Genomic DNA, 15,842 nt, shown 5'->3' on the forward strand with positions numbered 1-15,842 from the left:
GTTTTAAAAATGACTACGTACGTTCACTCGTTCCCATGCGTTAGGGGCATCCAAGCTGGCCGGCCTTGCTATATAGCGATGTGCCCCATGCGCTTAGTCCCTAAAATTTTTATCTTTAATGAAGATGATGTTCCTGCTGACCTTAGAGCGCAGAGAACACTGAACCTTGCCCGTGTCCCTGAGATTTCAAATTACCTCATTAATAATAGGGACGACTACACACTCTCGGCGATCACCGCCTCGATTGATGGCGTGGTGAAATTTCATCCTGCTTCCGATACAGGTTTAGAACAGAGTATAGGGACATTATCCATCCCGATGGATGCGCAAATTCTTATTAATGATGGTCAGCACCGCCGCGCGGCGATTGAGCAGGCGATCCAGGATAATCCAGAACTTGGATATGACAATATCCCTGTATTGTTCTTTATTGATAATGGTTTAGTTCGGAGTCAGCAGATGTTTGCTGATCTGAATAAGCACGCTGTTCGTCCGAGTGACTCAATAAGCACCTTGTACGATCATCGTGATAACTTGTCGGATTTAGCCCGTTACTTAGTAAAAAATGTTGAAGTTTTCGCGCGCATGACAGAGCTTGAAAAATCTAGCCTCTCACATCGCAGTTCAAAACTATTTACGTTAAGTGCCATTAAAAATGCTTCCAAAGTTTTGCTTAAAAAAAGTAAAGGTGACGCAATAGAGCAAAATGAAAAAGAGCTAGCAAAATCTTTTTGGGAGCATGTATCGTCTCAGATGCCCGATTGGATTAGCGCAAAGAATAAAGAGCTTTTAACTTCCGACCTTAGGGATAATTACATACACGCTCATGGTGTGATGTTACAAGCAATGGGTATTGTGGGGTCTGACCTTATTATCCGGAGCGAGTCTCAATGGAAAGCTACTGCGATTAAACTAAAAGAAATAGATTGGTCTCGCTCCAATCTCGAATGGGAGGGGCGAGCTATGGTGCACGGTCGGATTTCTAAGGCCACGATGAACGTAGCCCTGACCGCAAGCTTAATTAAGCAGAAGCTTGGGATGCCTCTATCAGTTGCCGAAAGAGAATACGAAGAAAGGTTTGCAAAGTAATGACTACTGAACAGTTTTTGTATCCAACTCACGATGCATTTGTAAGTGAGTCGACCATTGGCGGGAGGCCTTTGGCAGATCTGATTAGGGAAATTCAGCACATTTACCAAGCTGATAATCGGCCTTGGGTAGTTGGTTTTAGTGGTGGTAAGGATTCAACTGTTGTTCTATCCCTCATTTATTTCGCGTTGAAGACACTTGAGGCGTCTCAAAGGCACAAGCATGTCTACATTGTTTCGTCAGATACCCGGGTAGAAACCCCGGTTGTTGTCGATATGATACGTGAGGCACTGAACTCTGTTAACTCGCAAGCAAAGCTTGACAATCTTCCTATTACCGCCCATTCCGTAACTCCAGAAACTAGCCAAACCTTCTGGGTTAACCTTCTAGGCAAAGGCTACCCTGCGCCGACTAAAGCCTTTCGTTGGTGCACGGAGCGCATGAAGATTGATCCAGTAAGTGATTTTATTAAGGATAAAGTAGCGAAGTTTGGTGAGGTCGTTGTAGCTTTAGGCTCTAGACGTCAAGAAAGTTCTACACGCGCACAAGTAATCGCCCGTCACCGTATTGATGGGTCTGCCTTAGGCCGACATACATCGCTTCCAAACGCCTATACGTATATGCCAATTGAACATTGGAACTCTGACGATGTCTGGGAGTACTTGATGAGTGCTTCTCGTCCTTGGGGAGGCTCTAACCGTGTGTTGTTTGAACTGTATAAAGACTCAAATGCAGGTGAGTGTCCGCTGGTAATTGATACCAATACCCCCTCATGTGGTAATTCGCGCTTTGGCTGTTGGACTTGCACTGTTGTTACCCATGATAAAGCTATTGAAGGACTGGTTGACAGTGGTGAAGACTGGATGCGCCCATTGTTGGATTTTCGTAACCAATTGCATTCAAGCACATTACCTGAGAATAAAACTGAGTATCGCAACTATAAACGCCGTACAGGAAAGGTAACATTCGCTCGTGGTGTCATTGATGATGACACTAATACTGCTACGAAGCATGTGCCTGGCCCGTACTGGATGAAGTATCGGAAAGAATGGCTGCAACTGCTGCTTGAGATTGAAAAAGGAATCCGTGAGACCGATAGAGAACTTGAGCTTATCGGGCGTGATGAGTTACAGATCATCCGGCAACAATGGCTTAAGGATCCAAATGAACCTGATTGGGTCGACTCTTTGCCTAAAATATACGCTGCGGTCTATCCTGATGACTGCATTGAGTGGATAAAAAATGATGCTGGTTCATTTACTGAGCCTGATGCAAAAATTTTGGGCGCTCTCGAAGACGAAAAAGGACTTCCGGCGGTTTTGATCATGCGTTTGATTGACGCTGAACTATCGTTTTCTGGCCTATCTAGGCGTAAGGGGATCCTCGACGAGTTGCAAAAAATTCTTGAACAAGATTGGGGCGAGCTTGATGAGGCCTTAGAGCGACACTCAGTATCGCGCAATCATGACACCTATAAATCAGCTTTTGAATCCCTAAAATCCGAACTAGATGGCCTGCTACAATGATTATTGATACCCTATCCGTTTTGGATTTTAGAGTTTTCAGCGGAGCTCATAAATTTGATCTCACGCCAAAAATGAAAAGAGGAAAGCAAGCTCCGATTATACTGTTTGGAGGGCTAAATGGGGGTGGAAAAACCACGATCCTTAGCGCATTGAAGTTGGCGTTATATGGTAAAGGGGTATTGGGCGCGGCTGCCACGGTATCGGATTATCATCAGTATTTAAAAGATTGTATCCATAGGGCTTATAATAGTATTGCTAAACCTTCTAGGTCTGCTATTGAGCTTACGTTTCGATATGCTCAGCATGGCGAGATCTCAACATATCATTTGGTAAGAGACTGGTATGTTGAGAATGGTGAGAAAATCAAGGAAGGGTTACTAATTTCGCGTGATGGTCATCAGCTGTCTGAGCTTACATATGAGCAAGCGCAATCTTTCCTGAATGAGTTGATTCCAATTGGCGTCTCGGAATTATTTTTCTTTGATGGTGAGAAAATTGCTAGCCTTGCAGAAGAAACTACCGGCGATAGTCTGCGTGATTCAATTAACAAGCTTCTTGGTCTTGATTTAATTGATAGATTAGATTCAGATCTTTCAGTTCTAATTCGGACACGTGCAGCAAAGAAAGCATCGGAAGAGCGGAAGGCAAAGATATCCGATGCTCAAGTTGAGTATGATGAACTACATCAATCGCTAGAGTGCATTAAGGATAAAATACTAGACTTGCGATTAGAGATTAGTCAAGTCAACAGTAATCTGTCCAATATTGAATCTAGTATTAATGGGCGTGGTGGGGCGTGGAATGCTTCAAGAGAAGAGGAGTCGGCTAAACTCGGCTCGCTAGTGGCTAACAAACGAAACATTGAGAGCTCTCTTCATGAGCTGCTAAGCGGAATTCTACCGCTCACGATTACTAAACGTCTAAATTCAAGGCTAATAGCTCAGCTTGAAGTCGAACGCGATGAGGCCAAAGCCAAGGTTCTTTCCGATTACTTAAAGCTTCAACAAGACAGATTTGTGCAAGAGCTGGAGAGAAATCTTCCCGGAGCCTCCGAGTATAAGAATGTTTTAGACGCTGCTTTTTTATCTACATTTGGTGAGGCAGTTTCTCGGGGCAGCAATACTACTGAAAAAGTTCACGAACTATCTGAGAGCGGCTCTGTCGGGATGACTCATCGCTTATTGGACGGTGTGACTTCTCTAAAGAGCCGAGTCAAAGATTTAGTCGAGGAGTTGCATGAAACTGAGTCAGCGATTGACTCGGCCGGAGAGAATATCGCCCGTGCCCCCGATGACAGCATCATCGCTCCGTTATTTAGAGAGCAAGGTGTGTTTCAAGAAAGGTTGGCTGCGTTAAACGAGAAGAGGATTATTCTTGTAGATCAAGCAAAGGCAACTCTTCAAAAAATGTCTCCAATATCTCGTCGACTTGACGAGCTGAACGCGGATATGGCGAAGTCGCAAGACGGGGAGCGTACCTTTGCGCTCGCTCAAAGCGCGAGAGATGTATTAAAAGAGTTTGCATCACGTGCTCGTGTACAAAAAATTGCCGAGCTCGAGTCTCAGTTCTATAGTTCGTTTAATGGGCTTGCGCGAAAAGATGATCGTCATCTTAGCATCAAGGTAAATCCGGTTACGTTCGAAATCACGCTGGTTGACGACAGTGGCTTTTTAATCAGAAAGGCCGAGCTTTCCGCTGGTGAAAAACAAATTTTTGCCATATCAATCCTAGAAGCTTTGGCCCGGACTTCCGGTCGCAGCTTGCCTGTCGTTATCGACACTCCGCTCGGTAGACTTGACTCACTTCACAGAAAAAAACTTCTCGAGAACTACTTTCCTCAAACTAGTCACCAGGTGGTAATCCTGTCAACCGATACAGAGATTAACTACGATTTTTATGAGAGCCTGCGGGCTAGCATATCCCATTCTTATCATCTTATATATAATCCGGAAACCCGCTCTACGGAAGTTGAGGAAGGTTATTTCTGGCGTTGGAAGGAAAGTGTATGAACTCATTTCCTCATAAATTTAAAATTTCGACATCGTCGACAGCAAAGCTTAAGTTTTTGAAATCTAAGACTGGGTTGACGCCTAATATTTTATGTCGCTTTGCGGTCTCTCTTGCACTAGCAGATGAGAGCGGCCTGGGCAATGCCAGCGTCTCCGATCTTGATGGGCAGGAGTTCAACTCTCCAACGCTGTTTGGGGAGCACATGGACATTTATGAAGCTCTTTTAAGGCAGTTTACGAGTGATAATGGGTTAGATTGGGATCCTGTTCGCCATATCGCTTCTTTAGTAGAGGTCGGACTGCACAAGATGGGGCATATCCGATCACTGAAGCATGTGGCCGAGCTTACACTCAAATGATTTGAGCCGAAGCCCGCTTTGCAGCGGGCTTTGTGAAGAGCCATCCCGGGTCGTCCCAGTCGTGAACTTGCAACGCCTCAGCTGAGATGCTAAATTCTGATGGAGTTGAACCAATTCAATCAATTCTATTAGATAGATCAGACCTTGAGGATTCACGCCATGCCTCCACGTACCCCGAAGAACAGCTCAGGCTCAGGCTCAGCCGTAGGCCAGCAAGCCCAGCAAGCCCAGCAAATTTCGCCATTTTCGATTGCGTTGAACATCGATTTACAAAACGACACTTATGTCATTAAGGGCGGGGCGGGGGTAGGGGTCGCCCATGTCAAAAAACCGGACGGTCGAGTGATGTCGGTTCATGTTCATGCTAATGGTGCTTTTCAGCAGATGACAGCTTTTGATCCGGCGAAACTTACGGTTGACGAGCGTCGCACGCTCGAGAGTACGCTCTACAATAAAGGAATGACGCAGAGTGAAATCGCTGATTTGGTTGGAAAAAGCCAGCCTACTGTAGCCAATGACCTACGAATTCTTCGCCAGCGTGGCGACATTACCTAATCTTCTAAAAAAGTCTGTAGACCGACTCTACCTCCAACGTTTCCTACCTGGTTAGGTATGAGAACGAGGCTAATGCATAAATTTGAGTCATTCCGCATTCGTCCCGGTAGGTATAGCAAGGTATCAAATCAGCCGGGGCTACAGGTGTTGACATGTTTACCTAAGTTCGAATTCATCGAGAAACAGCACGCCATGATGGGCCAGGGTGATTTCCCCGGGTTGCGGTTTTGCGCCACCTCCCACCAGTGCCGGCCCCGAGGCCGAGTGATGAGGTTGGCGAAACGGCCGTTGTGGCCAGTGACGCAAGGGCTTGTGGCTGCTGACTGATTGAATCGCCGCCACTTCCAGGGCTTCATCCTCCTGCAGCGGCGGCAACAGCCCAGGCAGGCGGCTGGCGAGCAGGGTTTTGCCGGTGCCCGGAGGACCGCTTAATAGCAGGTTGTGGGCGCCAGCGGCGGCGATCAATAGGGCTCGCTTGGCGGCGAGCTGCCCCTGAACTTCCTTCAGGTCGGGATACGGCACATGGCACTGTTGCAAGCCGTCGGTGACATAGGGCGCAATTGGCGCCTGGTCATTGAAGTGGGCGACCGCCTCCAGCAGATGGTCCACGGCGATGACGCGCAAACCCGACGCCAGGCAGGCTTCTTCGGCGTTGGCCCGGGGGACCAGCAAGGTGCGTCCGGCCTTGCGTGCCGCCAGCGCCGCCGGCAGTACACCGCGTACTGGACGTACCGCGCCGGATAACGCCAGTTCTCCCAGGCACTCGATGTTGTCCAGGGCCAGGGTTGGTACTTGCAGGCTGGCGGCGAGGATGCCCAGGGCGATCGCCAGGTCGAAGCGTCCGCCGTCCTTGGGCAGGTCCGCCGGCGCCAGGTTGAGGGTGATGCGGCGCGCGGGGAAATTGAACCCTGCGTTGAGGATGGCACTGCGCACCCGGTCCTTGCTTTCCTTGACGGCGGCTTCCGGCAGTCCAACCAGCGTCAGGCTTGGCAGGCCGTTGGCCAGGTGCACTTCAACGCTGACTGCCGGCGCCTGTACGCCCACCTGGGCACGACTGTTGATGATTGCCAGGGACATGGGGAGATCTTCCTTGAGACATCGAGAACCGCGTCCTGCGGTGCAGCAAGGATAGATGAGGGGGGTGGCTGGAGGCGGCTGGAATGCAGACAGGATATGTCGTCTGCCGGCCCTTGGCCCTCTGATGGCTGCTTGTTGGCGCAGAGGGCGCAGGGCGTATCCGTTTACTGCGCTGCGGGGTTGAGTCGGGCTTCTAGTTCCGCCACCTTGGCCTCGAGGCTTTCCAGGCGAGCCCGGGTGCGGGCCAGGACCACCATCTGGCTGTCGAATTCTTCCCGACTGACCAGGTCCAGTTTGCTGAAGCCGCTTTGCAGCAGGGCTTTGAGCTGGCTTTCGATTTCGTTGCGAGGCAATGGCGTTTCACCGCTGAGCAACCGCGAAGCGTGGCCGCTCAGGGCATCGAGAAGGTCTTTGGGCGCGAGCATGGGAGAGTCCTGAAGAGCAGATGGGCGCCAGTGTATCACGGGCCACTCAAGGGCCTGGCGGTGCCTGCTCTGCACGTTTTTCGCGCATCGGGCTGGGCGCCGACGCACCGTTATTGTGCGTATCGATGTTGTGGGTTTCTGGCGGGTCGGGCTGGCTGCGGGCAAGGGACTGAAATCATGGGCTTTTCTGGAGCTGGCAAGCTTTCTGCTTAGACCTGGGTGACCCATGCACTGATGCAGTCGCTGTGGCGAATGCAGTGCGGCAACCTGCGCGGGGAGTGGTTCGTCAGGAGCGGTTAGCGGGTGTCGGTCTGGCTGACCAAGGCCGACGATGCGTTACAAAGCCAGGCACTGCGCATAGACTTGAGTCGGGTTTGTTTTCCTGGGGCAAGTCCACCAATTCGGGAGAGAGTTTCATGAAGCTAGTCACTGCCATCATCAAGCCGTTCAAGTTGGACGACGTGCGCGAGTCGCTGTCCGAGATCGGCGTGCAGGGCATTACCGTTACTGAAGTCAAAGGCTTCGGCCGGCAGAAGGGTCACACCGAGCTGTATCGCGGTGCGGAGTATGTGGTGGATTTTCTGCCCAAGGTCAAGATCGATGTCGCCATTGACGACAAGGATCTTGACCGGGTTATCGAGGCGATAACCAAGGCTGCCAACACTGGCAAGATCGGTGACGGCAAGATTTTCGTGGTCAATCTGGAACAGGCTATTCGCATCCGTACCGGCGAAACCGATACCGACGCAATCTAAGCCGCCAAACCCAACGCCCCAGGAGAAAACAATATGACTCTGCGTAAAATCGCAGGGCTAGGAGCCCTTTTGTCCCTCGTAATGCCAGGCCTGGCCATGGCGGCAGACGAAGTGGCAGCTCCAGTCCTCAATTCCGGCGACACCGCCTGGATGCTGACCTCCACAGCCCTGGTGCTGTTCATGACCATTCCTGGCCTGGCGCTGTTCTACGGTGGCATGGTGCGGTCGAAAAACATTCTTTCGGTGATGATGCAGTGCTTCGCCATTACCGGCCTGATCAGCATTCTGTGGGTCATTTATGGCTACAGCATTGCGTTCGACACCACCGGCATGGAGCAGGGCGTCGTCAACTTCAATTCCTTCTTCGGTGGCATGGGCAAGGCGTTCCTGGCGGGAGTCACGCCAGAAAGCCTGACCGGTCCGGCGGCGTTGTTCCCTGAAGCGGTGTTCATCACGTTCCAGATGACGTTTGCCATCATTACCCCGGCGCTGATCGTCGGTGCTTTCGCCGAGCGGATGAAGTTCTCGGCGATGCTGATCTTCATGGGTGTGTGGTTCACCCTGGTGTATGCACCGATCGCGCACATGGTCTGGTCCGGCAACGGCGGCTTGATGTGGGACTGGGGCGTGCTGGACTTCGCTGGCGGCACCGTGGTGCACATCAACGCCGGTGTGGCCGGTCTGATTGCCTGCCTGGTGTTGGGCAAACGCAAAGGCTTCCCTACCACGCCGATGGCGCCTCACAACCTGGGTTACACCTTGATGGGCGCGGCCATGCTGTGGATCGGCTGGTTCGGCTTCAACGCCGGTTCCGCCGCAGCGGCCAACGGCACCGCCGGCATGGCCATGTTGGTGACTCAGATCGCCACCGCTGCTGCTGCGCTGGGCTGGATGTTTGCCGAGTGGGTCACCCACGGTAAGCCAAGTGCGCTGGGCATTGCTTCGGGTGTGGTTGCCGGTCTGGTGGCGATCACTCCAGCCGCCGGTACGGTGGGCCCGATGGGCGCGCTGATCATCGGTCTGGCGGCCGGCGTGGTGTGCTTCTTCTGCGCCACCACGCTCAAGCGCAAATTGGGTTATGACGATTCCCTGGATGCCTTTGGCGTGCACGGTATCGGCGGTATCCTCGGCGCGATCCTGACGGGGGTATTCGCTGCTCCGTCCCTGGGCGGCTTCGGCACGGTGACCGACATTGCCGCGCAAGTCTGGATCCAGTGCAAAGGTGTTGGCTTCACGGTGATCTACACCGCGATCATCACCTTCATCATTCTCAAAGTCTTGGATGCGGCCATGGGGCTGCGGGTGACCGAAGAAGAAGAGGCGGTTGGCCTGGATCTGGCCCAGCACAATGAGCGTGGTTACAACTTGTAATCATGACGGATAAAAAATCCCGGCTTCGGCCGGGTTTTTTTTCGCCTGGTGTTTGTCATTGACGACGGCTGAAAGGATTTTCTGACGAGTATTGGCGTGTTTGCCATAACGATTTTCAGCAGGGCAAATGCTTACACTAAAGCAGGATTATTCGGCGCTTTGTTTTTTTCCAGAGCGCGCTAGAATGCGCGCCGAAGCGTGGAGATTGGTATGTGGCAACAGACCCTGATTACCCTGCAAGCCAGGCCCCGAGGCTTTCATCTGGTGACGGACGAGTTGCTCGCCGGCTTGCCTGAGTTGCGGGCATGTCGGGTTGGTCTGCTGCATCTGTGGCTGCAACATACCTCGGCCTCTTTGACCATCAATGAGAACGCCGATCCGGCAGTGCGACGTGACTTTGAGCGTTTTTTCAACACCCTGGTGCCTCAAGGCATGGCCGGGTACGAACATAACGATGAAGGCGCGGACGACCTTGCGGCGCACTTCAAAGCCAGTCTGCTGGGCTGTCAGCTGACTTTGCCGGTATCGGCAGGGCGCTTGGCGCTAGGTGTCTGGCAAGGTGTTTATCTGGGCGAGCATCGTGACCATGGCGGTGCTCGCAAAGTCCTTGCCACCTTGCACGGTGATGAGGCATAAGCCGCTGAGTATCAGTGGACGTTGATTTTTTCTGGCGGCCGTCGACAGCCGGCTGAGCTGGGCTATAACTAATCTGCTTTTCGCAAGTCATGAGGTAGAACATGAGCGACGATGATCTGGAAAACGACGACCTCGAAGTCGGTGACGAAGACGATACCGAAGAAGGTCTTGAAGCGGCCGCCGACGATGTGGCGGAAGACGATGGCAGCGATGCCCCTGCTCCGACCTCCAAAGGCAAGGCCAAGGCTGCCGTATCGGTAGACGAGTTGCCGAGTGTCGAAGCCAAGAACAAGGAGCGCGATGCACTGGCGCGTGCCATGGAAGAGTTCCTGGCCCGTGGCGGTAAAGTGCAGGAAGTCGAGGCCAATGTGGTCGCCGATCCGCCCAAAAAGCCGGATAACAAGTACGGCAGCCGGCCTATCTGAACCTGGCTGTTCAACTTGCTGAAAAAGCCCGCCGTCGCTGCGGGCTTTTTCATGGGCGCCTGCTTGGGGAGCGCCGTCGTGAGCTGATCGCAGGTGAGCCCGCTTCGCCAGTAGGTGCCAGCTTGCTCGCGAAGATGCCGGTTCAGGAGCAGCTGTGCCAGCGGCCGAGCAGTGCCGGCAGCTCTTTGAGACTGCGGATCTCGGCATCGGGAGCACGTTCGGCTTCCCAGGCCTTGCCGGTAGGGTTGAACCAGATTGCGCGCAGGCCCGCTTGCTGGGCGCCGGCGATGTCATCGCCAGGGTGATCACCGATATGCACGGCGCTATCCGCAGTGGCTTCGCCGCGGTGCAAGGCTTCGTGGAACAGTCGAGCGTCCGGTTTGGCGATGCCGATGTCTTCGGCGCACAGGGCGAACTTGAAGTAGTCCGCCAGGCCCAGGCGGCGCACGTCGGCGTTGCCGTTGGTGAGCACTCCCAGGGCGAAGTGATTGGCCAAAGCCTCCAAGGTCGGTTGGACGTCGGGGAAGATGTCCAATTGATGACGGGCATGCAGAAACACTTCAAAGCCCTGGTCGGCCAGCTGGTTGGCCTGGGTATGCTCGTACCCGGCTTCTTCCAGGGCATGGAACAACACCCGGCGGCGCAGGGCGCTGATACGATGCTTGAAGCTTGGTTCGTGGTTCAGCACGCGCTCGCGTATGGCCCACAGGTGTTCCACCGGCACGCTCCCCAGGTTCGGCGCGTGTTCCGTCAGCCACTGGCGCAGGGTGGCTTCGGCATTGGCGATTACCGGAGCGGTGTCCCACAGAGTGTCGTCGAGGTCGAATGTGATCAACTTGATGGTCATTACTCACCGCCTTTAGTGCGTTTGGCTCGGGGATGGGCGCTGTCATAGACCGCAGCTAGATGCTGGAAGTCCAGGTGGGTGTAGATCTGCGTGGTCTTGATGTCCGAGTGTCCCAGTAACTCCTGCACGGCGCGCAGGTCCTGGGAGGATTCCAGCAAGTGGCTGGCGAAGGAGTGACGCAGCATGTGCGGGTGCAGGTTTTGTCCCAGTTCGCGTTCGCCAGCGGCCTTGACCCGCAGTTGAATGGCTCGGGGCCCCAGGCGTCGGCCTTTTTGACTCACGAACAGTGCACCATCCGGCGGGTTGCTCAGGGCTCGCAATGGCAACCATAACGACAGCGCTTCCTGGGCTTTCTTGCCCACGGGCAGCACTCGGGTCTTGCTGCCTTTGCCCTGGACCTGCACCAGGCCATCCGCCAGATCCAGTTGTTCAAGGTTCAGGCTGGTCAATTCGGAAAGGCGCAGTCCGCAAGAGTAGAAGAGCTCCAGAATCGCCTGGTCGCGATGGGCCAGGAAGTCGTCTTCCACTGCGCCATCGAGCAGTTGCAGGGTGCGATCGGTGTCCAGGGTTTTGGGCAGGCGTCGTTCGCCCTTGGGCGGCGCCAGGCCGTTGGCCGGGTCGTGATCGCACAGCCCTTCACGGTTCAGGTAGTGATAGAGCCCGCGCACCGCAGACAGCAGCCGTGCCAGACTGCGCGATGATTGGCCTTGTTGATGCAGGCGGGCAATCAGGCTACGCAGACCCTGGATATCCAGGTCGCTCCAGCGCTGCACTTGCTGCTTTTCGCAAAACCCCAGCACTTTGTCGAGGTCGCGCCGATAGGCTTGCAGGGTGTGGGGCGACACCTGGCGCTCACTGCGCAGGTGCGCGCAGTAGGCGTCCAGTTGTTGCTGCATGGTCAGCGTACCGAGCGCAGCGAGTGGGTGAAGCGTGGCAGCACGCGGCCGGTGACTTCGGCGATGTAAGTGAGGAACAGCGTGCCCACCGAGCTCTTGTAGTGCTGTGGATCACGGCTGGCGATGGCCAGCACGCCGTGCATGCCCTGGTGTGCCAGGGCGACCACGGCGCTGGAGCCGATCTGCTTGCGCTGCTCTTCGCCAAAGAGGAAGTCCAGTTCGTGTTCGCGCAGGCTGCCGCTGACACTCTTGCCTTCCGACAACAGGCCACCAATGGCCTCCTGGGCTTCGGCGGCGCAGACCCAGCGACCCACCGGCATGGCGTTGTCGCTAAACAGAATCAGGCTGACGAAGGGCACTTGGAACTCCTGGCGCAGGCTGTCTTCGACACTCATCACCACTTCTTCGAGGCTAGTGGCGTCCATCAGTGCGAGGACCAGGCGGCGGGTCTTGTCGAACAGCCGGTCATTGTCCCGGGCCACGTCCATCAACTGCGACAGGCGGTGGCGCATTTCGATGTTGCGTTCGCGCAGAATTACCATCTGGCGTTCCACCAGCGACACGGTGTCGCCGCGCTGGTGGGGGACGCGTAAGGCCGGCAGCAACTCGTCGTGTTCGACGAAGAAGTCCGGATGTGCCTCCAGGTAGGCGGCAACGGCGGCGGCCTCCAGGTGTTCGGAGGGCGATTCGTCGGGAACCTGCGGCTGATCAGTCATGGATTTCGCTCACTTATAGACGCACCTGTCCTTCGTATACGCGTACTGCCGGGCCGGTCATCATCACCGGTTGGCCAGGGCCCGCCCATTCAATGGACAAGCGCCCGCCCGGCAGGTCGATCAATAGGGGCGAATCCATCCACCCCTGGCTGATCGCGGCCACAGCCGCTGCACAGGCCCCGGTACCGCAGGCCTGGGTTTCCCCGGCACCGCGTTCCCAGACCCGCAACTGGGCGTGCTGACGGTCCAGCACCTGGAGAAAACCGACGTTGACCCGTGCCGGGAAGCGCGGGTGGTGTTCGATTTTCGGGCCCAGCTCGTGCACCGGCGCGCTGTTGATGTCATCTACCCGCAATACGGCGTGGGGATTGCCCATGGATACGGCAGCCAGCTCAACCTGGCGCCCCTCGACGTCCAGCGTGTAACGGTCGGCCTGCGCTGGTGCCAGGAACGGAATGTCCGCTGGCACCAGGCGTGGGGCACCCATGTTGACGCTGATCTGGCCGTCATTGCGGATATCCAGTTTGATCACGCCGCTCTTGGTTTCCACGAGGATCTGGCGCTTGGTGGTCAGGCGCTTGTCCAACACGAAGCGGGCGAAGCAGCGGGCACCGTTGCCGCACTGCTCTACTTCGGAGCCGTCCGAGTTGAAAATCCGGTAGCGGAAGTCCACGTCCGGGTTGCTCGGGGCTTCGACGATCAGCAACTGATCGAAGCCGACCCCGGTGTTGCGATCACCCCATTGTTTGGCGTGCTTGGGCAGAATGTGCGCGTGCTGGCTGACCAGGTCGAGAACCATGAAGTCATTGCCCAGGCCGTGCATCTTGGTAAAACGCAGCAGCATGGTCTTACTCCGGCAGCAGGCTTTCGCCAGCGAATAACTCGGCTACCGTCTCGCGGCGACGCACTTCAACAGCCTGGTCACCATCGACCAGCACTTCAGCGGCACGGCCGCGGGTGTTGTAGTTCGAGCTCATGACGAAACCATAGGCGCCAGCGGAATGCACCGCCAGCAGGTCGCCCTCGGCCAGGGCCAGGGCGCGTTCCTTGGCGAGGAAGTCGCCGGTTTCGCAGATCGGTCCGACGATGTCGTAGGTACGGGGTTCGGCCTCGCGTGGCTGTACGGCGCTGACGTCCATCCAGGCCTGGTACAGCGCTGGGCGGATCAGGTCGTTCATGGCGCCGTCGACGATGGCGAAATCCTTGTGTTCGGTGTGCTTGAGGTACTCGACCCGTGTCAGCAGCACGCCGGCGTTGGCGACGATGAAGCGGCCCGGCTCAAACACCAGGGCCAGCTCGCGGCCAGCGAGGCGTTCGCGCACGGCCTTGATGTAGGCGGCGGCCAGCGGCGGTTCTTCGTCGCGATAGCGCACGCCCAGGCCACCACCCAGATCGATGTGGCGCAGATAGATGCCGCATTCACCGAGGCGGTCCACCAGGTCCAGCAGGCGGTCGAGGGCGTCGATAAAGGGTTCCAGGGTGGTCAGTTGCGAGCCGATATGGCAGTCGACGCCGACGATGTCCAGGTTCGGTAACTGCGCCGCGCGAATGTACACATCCTCGGCGCTGGCGATGTCGATGCCGAACTTGTTTTCCTTCAGCCCGGTGGAAATGTAGGGGTGGGTACCGGCGTCGACGTCGGGGTTGACCCGCAGCGAGATCGGCGCGCGCACCCCCAGTTCGGCGGCCACGGTCTGCAGGCGCTCCAGCTCTTCGGCGGACTCGACGTTGAAACAATGGACGCCCACTTCCAGGGCGCGACGCATATCGTCACGGGTTTTGCCAACGCCGGAGAAGACGATCTTGTCGGCCTGACCACCTGCGGCCAGGACCCGTTCCAGTTCACCCCGAGAGACGATGTCGAAACCGGCGCCCAGGCGCGCCAGGACATTCAGCACGCCCAGGTTGGAGTTGGCTTTTACCGCAAAGCACACCAGGTGTGGCATGCCGGCCAGTGCCTCGGCATAAGCCAGGTACTGGGCCTCGATATGGGCTCGGGAATAGACGTAGGTGGGCGTACCGAAACGCTCGGCAATGGCGGACAGGGCTACGCCTTCCGCGAACAGCTCGCCGTCGCGGTAGTTAAAAGCGTCCATGGTTTGCCCTTAGTAGGTGTCGTGCTTGTGCGACTTCGACTGTGACTGCGCCTGGTCTTCGGGGGATTTGCTGTCATCAGGCAGATACAGCGGGCCTTTCTGGCCGCAGGCGGTAACAAGGCAGGCGACCGCGACGAGCGCGGCAATGGAAGAGATCAGGCGCTTCATGGCGAAATCCTTGAGAATGCGTAAATTGCGCCCGAGTATACCGGCCACCCGGCAGCTTGCCTATGCAACCTAACTCCCGTCCAGCGGGCCTTTGCCCAGTGCCGGCCGGCGGCTTTTTACCGCTGGCGATGCAATGATCGTCGCATTCTCTGCCTCGTTCGGTATCCTTTGCATTCGCCGAGAAGCGTCCGTATCTTGCGGCGCTTGAGCGTGAGTAGACACTTTTTGAGGTTCCCGCAATGAGTTTGACCGAAGCCCGTTTTCACGATTTGGTGGATGCTGCCCAGCAGACGCTGGAAGATATTTTCGACGAGAGCGACCTGGATATCGATCTGGAAAACTCGGCGGGGGTGCTCACCGTCAAATTCGACAACGGCAGCCAGGTGATCTTCAGTCGTCAGGAGCCTCTGCGTCAGCTGTGGTTGGCGGCGCGCTCTGGTGGTTTTCACTTCGACTACGACGAAGAAAGCGAACGCTGGATGTGCGACAAGAGCGAGGAGCAGTTGGGGGAAATGCTGGAGCGTATCGTTCTTGAGCAAGCGGACATCAAGCTTGAGTTCGAAGGGCTCTGAGACCGTGACCCAATCCGCCGCTGTCCGCCCGCCCAAGCCGCTTTACAGCAACGTCAGCCCCGCCGTGAGTTCGCCGTGCATCAGCTTGTGTCGCCTCGATGAACAGAAGGTCTGCCGTGGCTGTTTCCGTCATGTGGAGGACATCCGTGAATGGCGTTCGGCCGATGACGAGCGGCGGCGAGTGATCTGCGCCCAGGCGCTGCAGCGCAAACAGGCCGGCGCAGCGCGGGGTATTTAGCTTCGTACTCGTACGGTTTGTTTATTCAGTGTGCTGTGATAGTGTCCGACTTCGCCTCGCTACATCGAGGCCGGTGAGAACC

General features: G+C 55.7%; 18 protein-coding genes and 1 pseudogene. 11 read left to right on the top strand and 8 right to left on the bottom strand.

Translation table 11 applies throughout. The features are described from left to right. Window positions 1–9: 9 nt before the first annotated feature. The 5 genes from dndB (at window position 10) to PLD_RS16060 (ending at window position 5,538) form a co-directional block, all read left to right on the top strand. Window positions 10–1,089: a DNA sulfur modification protein DndB gene (gene dndB / locus PLD_RS16040; protein WP_159894346.1), complete on the top strand. Its 1,080-nt coding sequence runs from the start codon at window positions 10–12 to the stop codon at window positions 1,087–1,089. Next, complete coding sequence (gene dndC / locus PLD_RS16045; protein WP_159894348.1) at window positions 1,089–2,615, top strand: DNA phosphorothioation system sulfurtransferase DndC; 1,527 nt, start codon at window positions 1,089–1,091, stop codon at window positions 2,613–2,615. The genes dndB and dndC overlap by 1 nt, the downstream gene beginning before the upstream one ends. Next, window positions 2,612–4,624, top strand: a complete 2,013-nt coding sequence (gene dndD / locus PLD_RS16050; protein WP_159894350.1) for a DNA sulfur modification protein DndD — start codon at window positions 2,612–2,614, stop codon at window positions 4,622–4,624. The genes dndC and dndD overlap by 4 nt, the downstream gene beginning before the upstream one ends. Then, window positions 4,621–4,983 (top strand): DndE family protein, encoded by a 363-nt coding sequence (locus PLD_RS16055; RefSeq protein ID WP_159894352.1) that lies wholly within the window; start codon window positions 4,621–4,623, stop codon window positions 4,981–4,983. The genes dndD and PLD_RS16055 overlap by 4 nt, the downstream gene beginning before the upstream one ends. A gap of 159 nt (window positions 4,984–5,142) precedes the next feature. Next, the gene (locus tag PLD_RS16060; protein ID WP_159894354.1) at window positions 5,143–5,538 is read left to right on the top strand and encodes a helix-turn-helix domain-containing protein; all 396 of its coding nucleotides are present in this window, start codon (window positions 5,143–5,145) and stop codon (window positions 5,536–5,538) included. Between the two features lie 171 nt (window positions 5,539–5,709). Here the strand turns inward: PLD_RS16060 and PLD_RS16065 are convergent. Next, window positions 5,710–6,615 (bottom strand): annotated as a pseudogene (locus PLD_RS16065) (YifB family Mg chelatase-like AAA ATPase); the annotation flags it as partial. 164 nt (window positions 6,616–6,779) lie between these two features. Then, window positions 6,780–7,040, bottom strand: a complete 261-nt coding sequence (locus PLD_RS16070; RefSeq protein WP_011064192.1) for an accessory factor UbiK family protein — start codon at window positions 7,038–7,040, stop codon at window positions 6,780–6,782. 416 nt (window positions 7,041–7,456) lie between these two features. On the opposite strand from PLD_RS16070, the gene glnK reads away from it, so the two are divergent. From glnK to sutA, 4 genes are all read left to right on the top strand, one after another. Next, window positions 7,457–7,795: a P-II family nitrogen regulator gene (gene glnK, locus PLD_RS16075; RefSeq protein WP_002555808.1), complete on the top strand. Its 339-nt coding sequence runs from the start codon at window positions 7,457–7,459 to the stop codon at window positions 7,793–7,795. A gap of 33 nt (window positions 7,796–7,828) precedes the next feature. Further along, the gene (locus PLD_RS16080) at window positions 7,829–9,166 is read left to right on the top strand and encodes an ammonium transporter (RefSeq protein WP_159894356.1); all 1,338 of its coding nucleotides are present in this window, start codon (window positions 7,829–7,831) and stop codon (window positions 9,164–9,166) included. Window positions 9,167–9,376: 210 nt separating this feature from the next. Then, window positions 9,377–9,802, top strand: a complete 426-nt coding sequence (locus tag PLD_RS16085; RefSeq protein ID WP_159894358.1) for a secondary thiamine-phosphate synthase enzyme YjbQ — start codon at window positions 9,377–9,379, stop codon at window positions 9,800–9,802. A gap of 101 nt (window positions 9,803–9,903) precedes the next feature. Beyond that, window positions 9,904–10,227 carry a transcriptional regulator SutA gene (sutA, locus tag PLD_RS16090; RefSeq protein ID WP_159894360.1) on the top strand — a complete coding sequence of 108 codons (324 nt, stop codon included), beginning with the start codon at window positions 9,904–9,906 and terminating at the stop codon, window positions 10,225–10,227. Between the two features lie 142 nt (window positions 10,228–10,369). Here the strand turns inward: sutA and PLD_RS16095 are convergent, their stop codons facing one another. From PLD_RS16095 to PLD_RS16120, 6 genes are read right to left on the bottom strand one after another with little or no spacing between them, the layout of a single operon-like run. Then, entirely contained in the window at window positions 10,370–11,074 is a 705-nt protein-coding gene (locus PLD_RS16095; protein ID WP_159894362.1) for an HAD family hydrolase, read from the bottom strand. Beyond that, window positions 11,074–11,970 carry a tyrosine recombinase XerC gene (gene xerC, locus PLD_RS16100; RefSeq protein ID WP_159894364.1) on the bottom strand — a complete coding sequence of 299 codons (897 nt, stop codon included), beginning with the start codon at window positions 11,968–11,970 and terminating at the stop codon, window positions 11,074–11,076. The genes PLD_RS16095 and xerC overlap by 1 nt, the downstream gene beginning before the upstream one ends. A 2-nt stretch (window positions 11,971–11,972) precedes the next feature. Further along, complete coding sequence (locus PLD_RS16105; protein ID WP_159894366.1) at window positions 11,973–12,686, bottom strand: DUF484 family protein; 714 nt, start codon at window positions 12,684–12,686, stop codon at window positions 11,973–11,975. A 13-nt stretch (window positions 12,687–12,699) separates the two neighbouring features. Continuing rightward, on the bottom strand, window positions 12,700–13,530 hold the full coding sequence (dapF, locus tag PLD_RS16110; protein WP_159894368.1) for a diaminopimelate epimerase: 831 nt from the start codon (window positions 13,528–13,530) through the stop codon (window positions 12,700–12,702). Between the two features lie 4 nt (window positions 13,531–13,534). Further along, window positions 13,535–14,782: a diaminopimelate decarboxylase gene (gene lysA / locus PLD_RS16115; protein ID WP_159894370.1), complete on the bottom strand. Its 1,248-nt coding sequence runs from the start codon at window positions 14,780–14,782 to the stop codon at window positions 13,535–13,537. 9 nt (window positions 14,783–14,791) lie between these two features. After that, complete coding sequence (locus tag PLD_RS16120; protein ID WP_159894372.1) at window positions 14,792–14,950, bottom strand: lipoprotein; 159 nt, start codon at window positions 14,948–14,950, stop codon at window positions 14,792–14,794. A 239-nt stretch (window positions 14,951–15,189) separates the two neighbouring features. Here PLD_RS16120 and cyaY point away from each other — a divergent pair, with 239 nt between their 5' ends. Together cyaY and PLD_RS16130 are read left to right on the top strand one after the other, a co-directional pair. Next, window positions 15,190–15,522, top strand: a complete 333-nt coding sequence (cyaY, locus tag PLD_RS16125) for an iron donor protein CyaY (RefSeq protein WP_159894374.1) — start codon at window positions 15,190–15,192, stop codon at window positions 15,520–15,522. Window positions 15,523–15,526: 4 nt separating this feature from the next. Then, window positions 15,527–15,760, top strand: a complete 234-nt coding sequence (locus PLD_RS16130; protein ID WP_159894376.1) for a DUF1289 domain-containing protein — start codon at window positions 15,527–15,529, stop codon at window positions 15,758–15,760. Window positions 15,761–15,842: the final 82 nt, after the last annotated feature.

This window comes from Pseudomonas sp. LD120, assembly GCF_009861525.1.
Classification (GTDB): Bacteria; Pseudomonadota; Gammaproteobacteria; order Pseudomonadales; family Pseudomonadaceae; genus Aquipseudomonas.

Excerpts from the sequence above, each read along its gene's own strand:
- PLD_RS16055 (WP_159894352.1), top strand. The coding sequence starts at position 4,621 with ATGAACTCATTTCCTCATAAATTTAAAATTTCGACATCGTCGACAGCA.
- xerC (WP_159894364.1), bottom strand. The coding sequence starts at position 11,970 with ATGCAGCAACAACTGGACGCCTACTGCGCGCACCTGCGCAGTGAGCGC.
- PLD_RS16120 (WP_159894372.1), bottom strand. The coding sequence starts at position 14,950 with ATGAAGCGCCTGATCTCTTCCATTGCCGCGCTCGTCGCGGTCGCCTGC.
- dndB (WP_159894346.1), top strand. The coding sequence starts at position 10 with ATGACTACGTACGTTCACTCGTTCCCATGCGTTAGGGGCATCCAAGCT.
- PLD_RS16070 (WP_011064192.1), bottom strand. The coding sequence starts at position 7,040 with ATGCTCGCGCCCAAAGACCTTCTCGATGCCCTGAGCGGCCACGCTTCG.
- dndD (WP_159894350.1), top strand. The coding sequence starts at position 2,612 with ATGATTATTGATACCCTATCCGTTTTGGATTTTAGAGTTTTCAGCGGA.
- dapF (WP_159894368.1), bottom strand. The coding sequence starts at position 13,530 with ATGCTGCTGCGTTTTACCAAGATGCACGGCCTGGGCAATGACTTCATG.
- PLD_RS16060 (WP_159894354.1), top strand. The coding sequence starts at position 5,143 with ATGCCTCCACGTACCCCGAAGAACAGCTCAGGCTCAGGCTCAGCCGTA.
- PLD_RS16105 (WP_159894366.1), bottom strand. The coding sequence starts at position 12,686 with ATGACTGATCAGCCGCAGGTTCCCGACGAATCGCCCTCCGAACACCTG.
- PLD_RS16095 (WP_159894362.1), bottom strand. The coding sequence starts at position 11,074 with ATGACCATCAAGTTGATCACATTCGACCTCGACGACACTCTGTGGGAC.
- PLD_RS16080 (WP_159894356.1), top strand. The coding sequence starts at position 7,829 with ATGACTCTGCGTAAAATCGCAGGGCTAGGAGCCCTTTTGTCCCTCGTA.
- lysA (WP_159894370.1), bottom strand. The coding sequence starts at position 14,782 with ATGGACGCTTTTAACTACCGCGACGGCGAGCTGTTCGCGGAAGGCGTA.
- cyaY (WP_159894374.1), top strand. The coding sequence starts at position 15,190 with ATGAGTTTGACCGAAGCCCGTTTTCACGATTTGGTGGATGCTGCCCAG.
- glnK (WP_002555808.1), top strand. The coding sequence starts at position 7,457 with ATGAAGCTAGTCACTGCCATCATCAAGCCGTTCAAGTTGGACGACGTG.
- dndC (WP_159894348.1), top strand. The coding sequence starts at position 1,089 with ATGACTACTGAACAGTTTTTGTATCCAACTCACGATGCATTTGTAAGT.
- sutA (WP_159894360.1), top strand. The coding sequence starts at position 9,904 with ATGAGCGACGATGATCTGGAAAACGACGACCTCGAAGTCGGTGACGAA.
- PLD_RS16085 (WP_159894358.1), top strand. The coding sequence starts at position 9,377 with ATGTGGCAACAGACCCTGATTACCCTGCAAGCCAGGCCCCGAGGCTTT.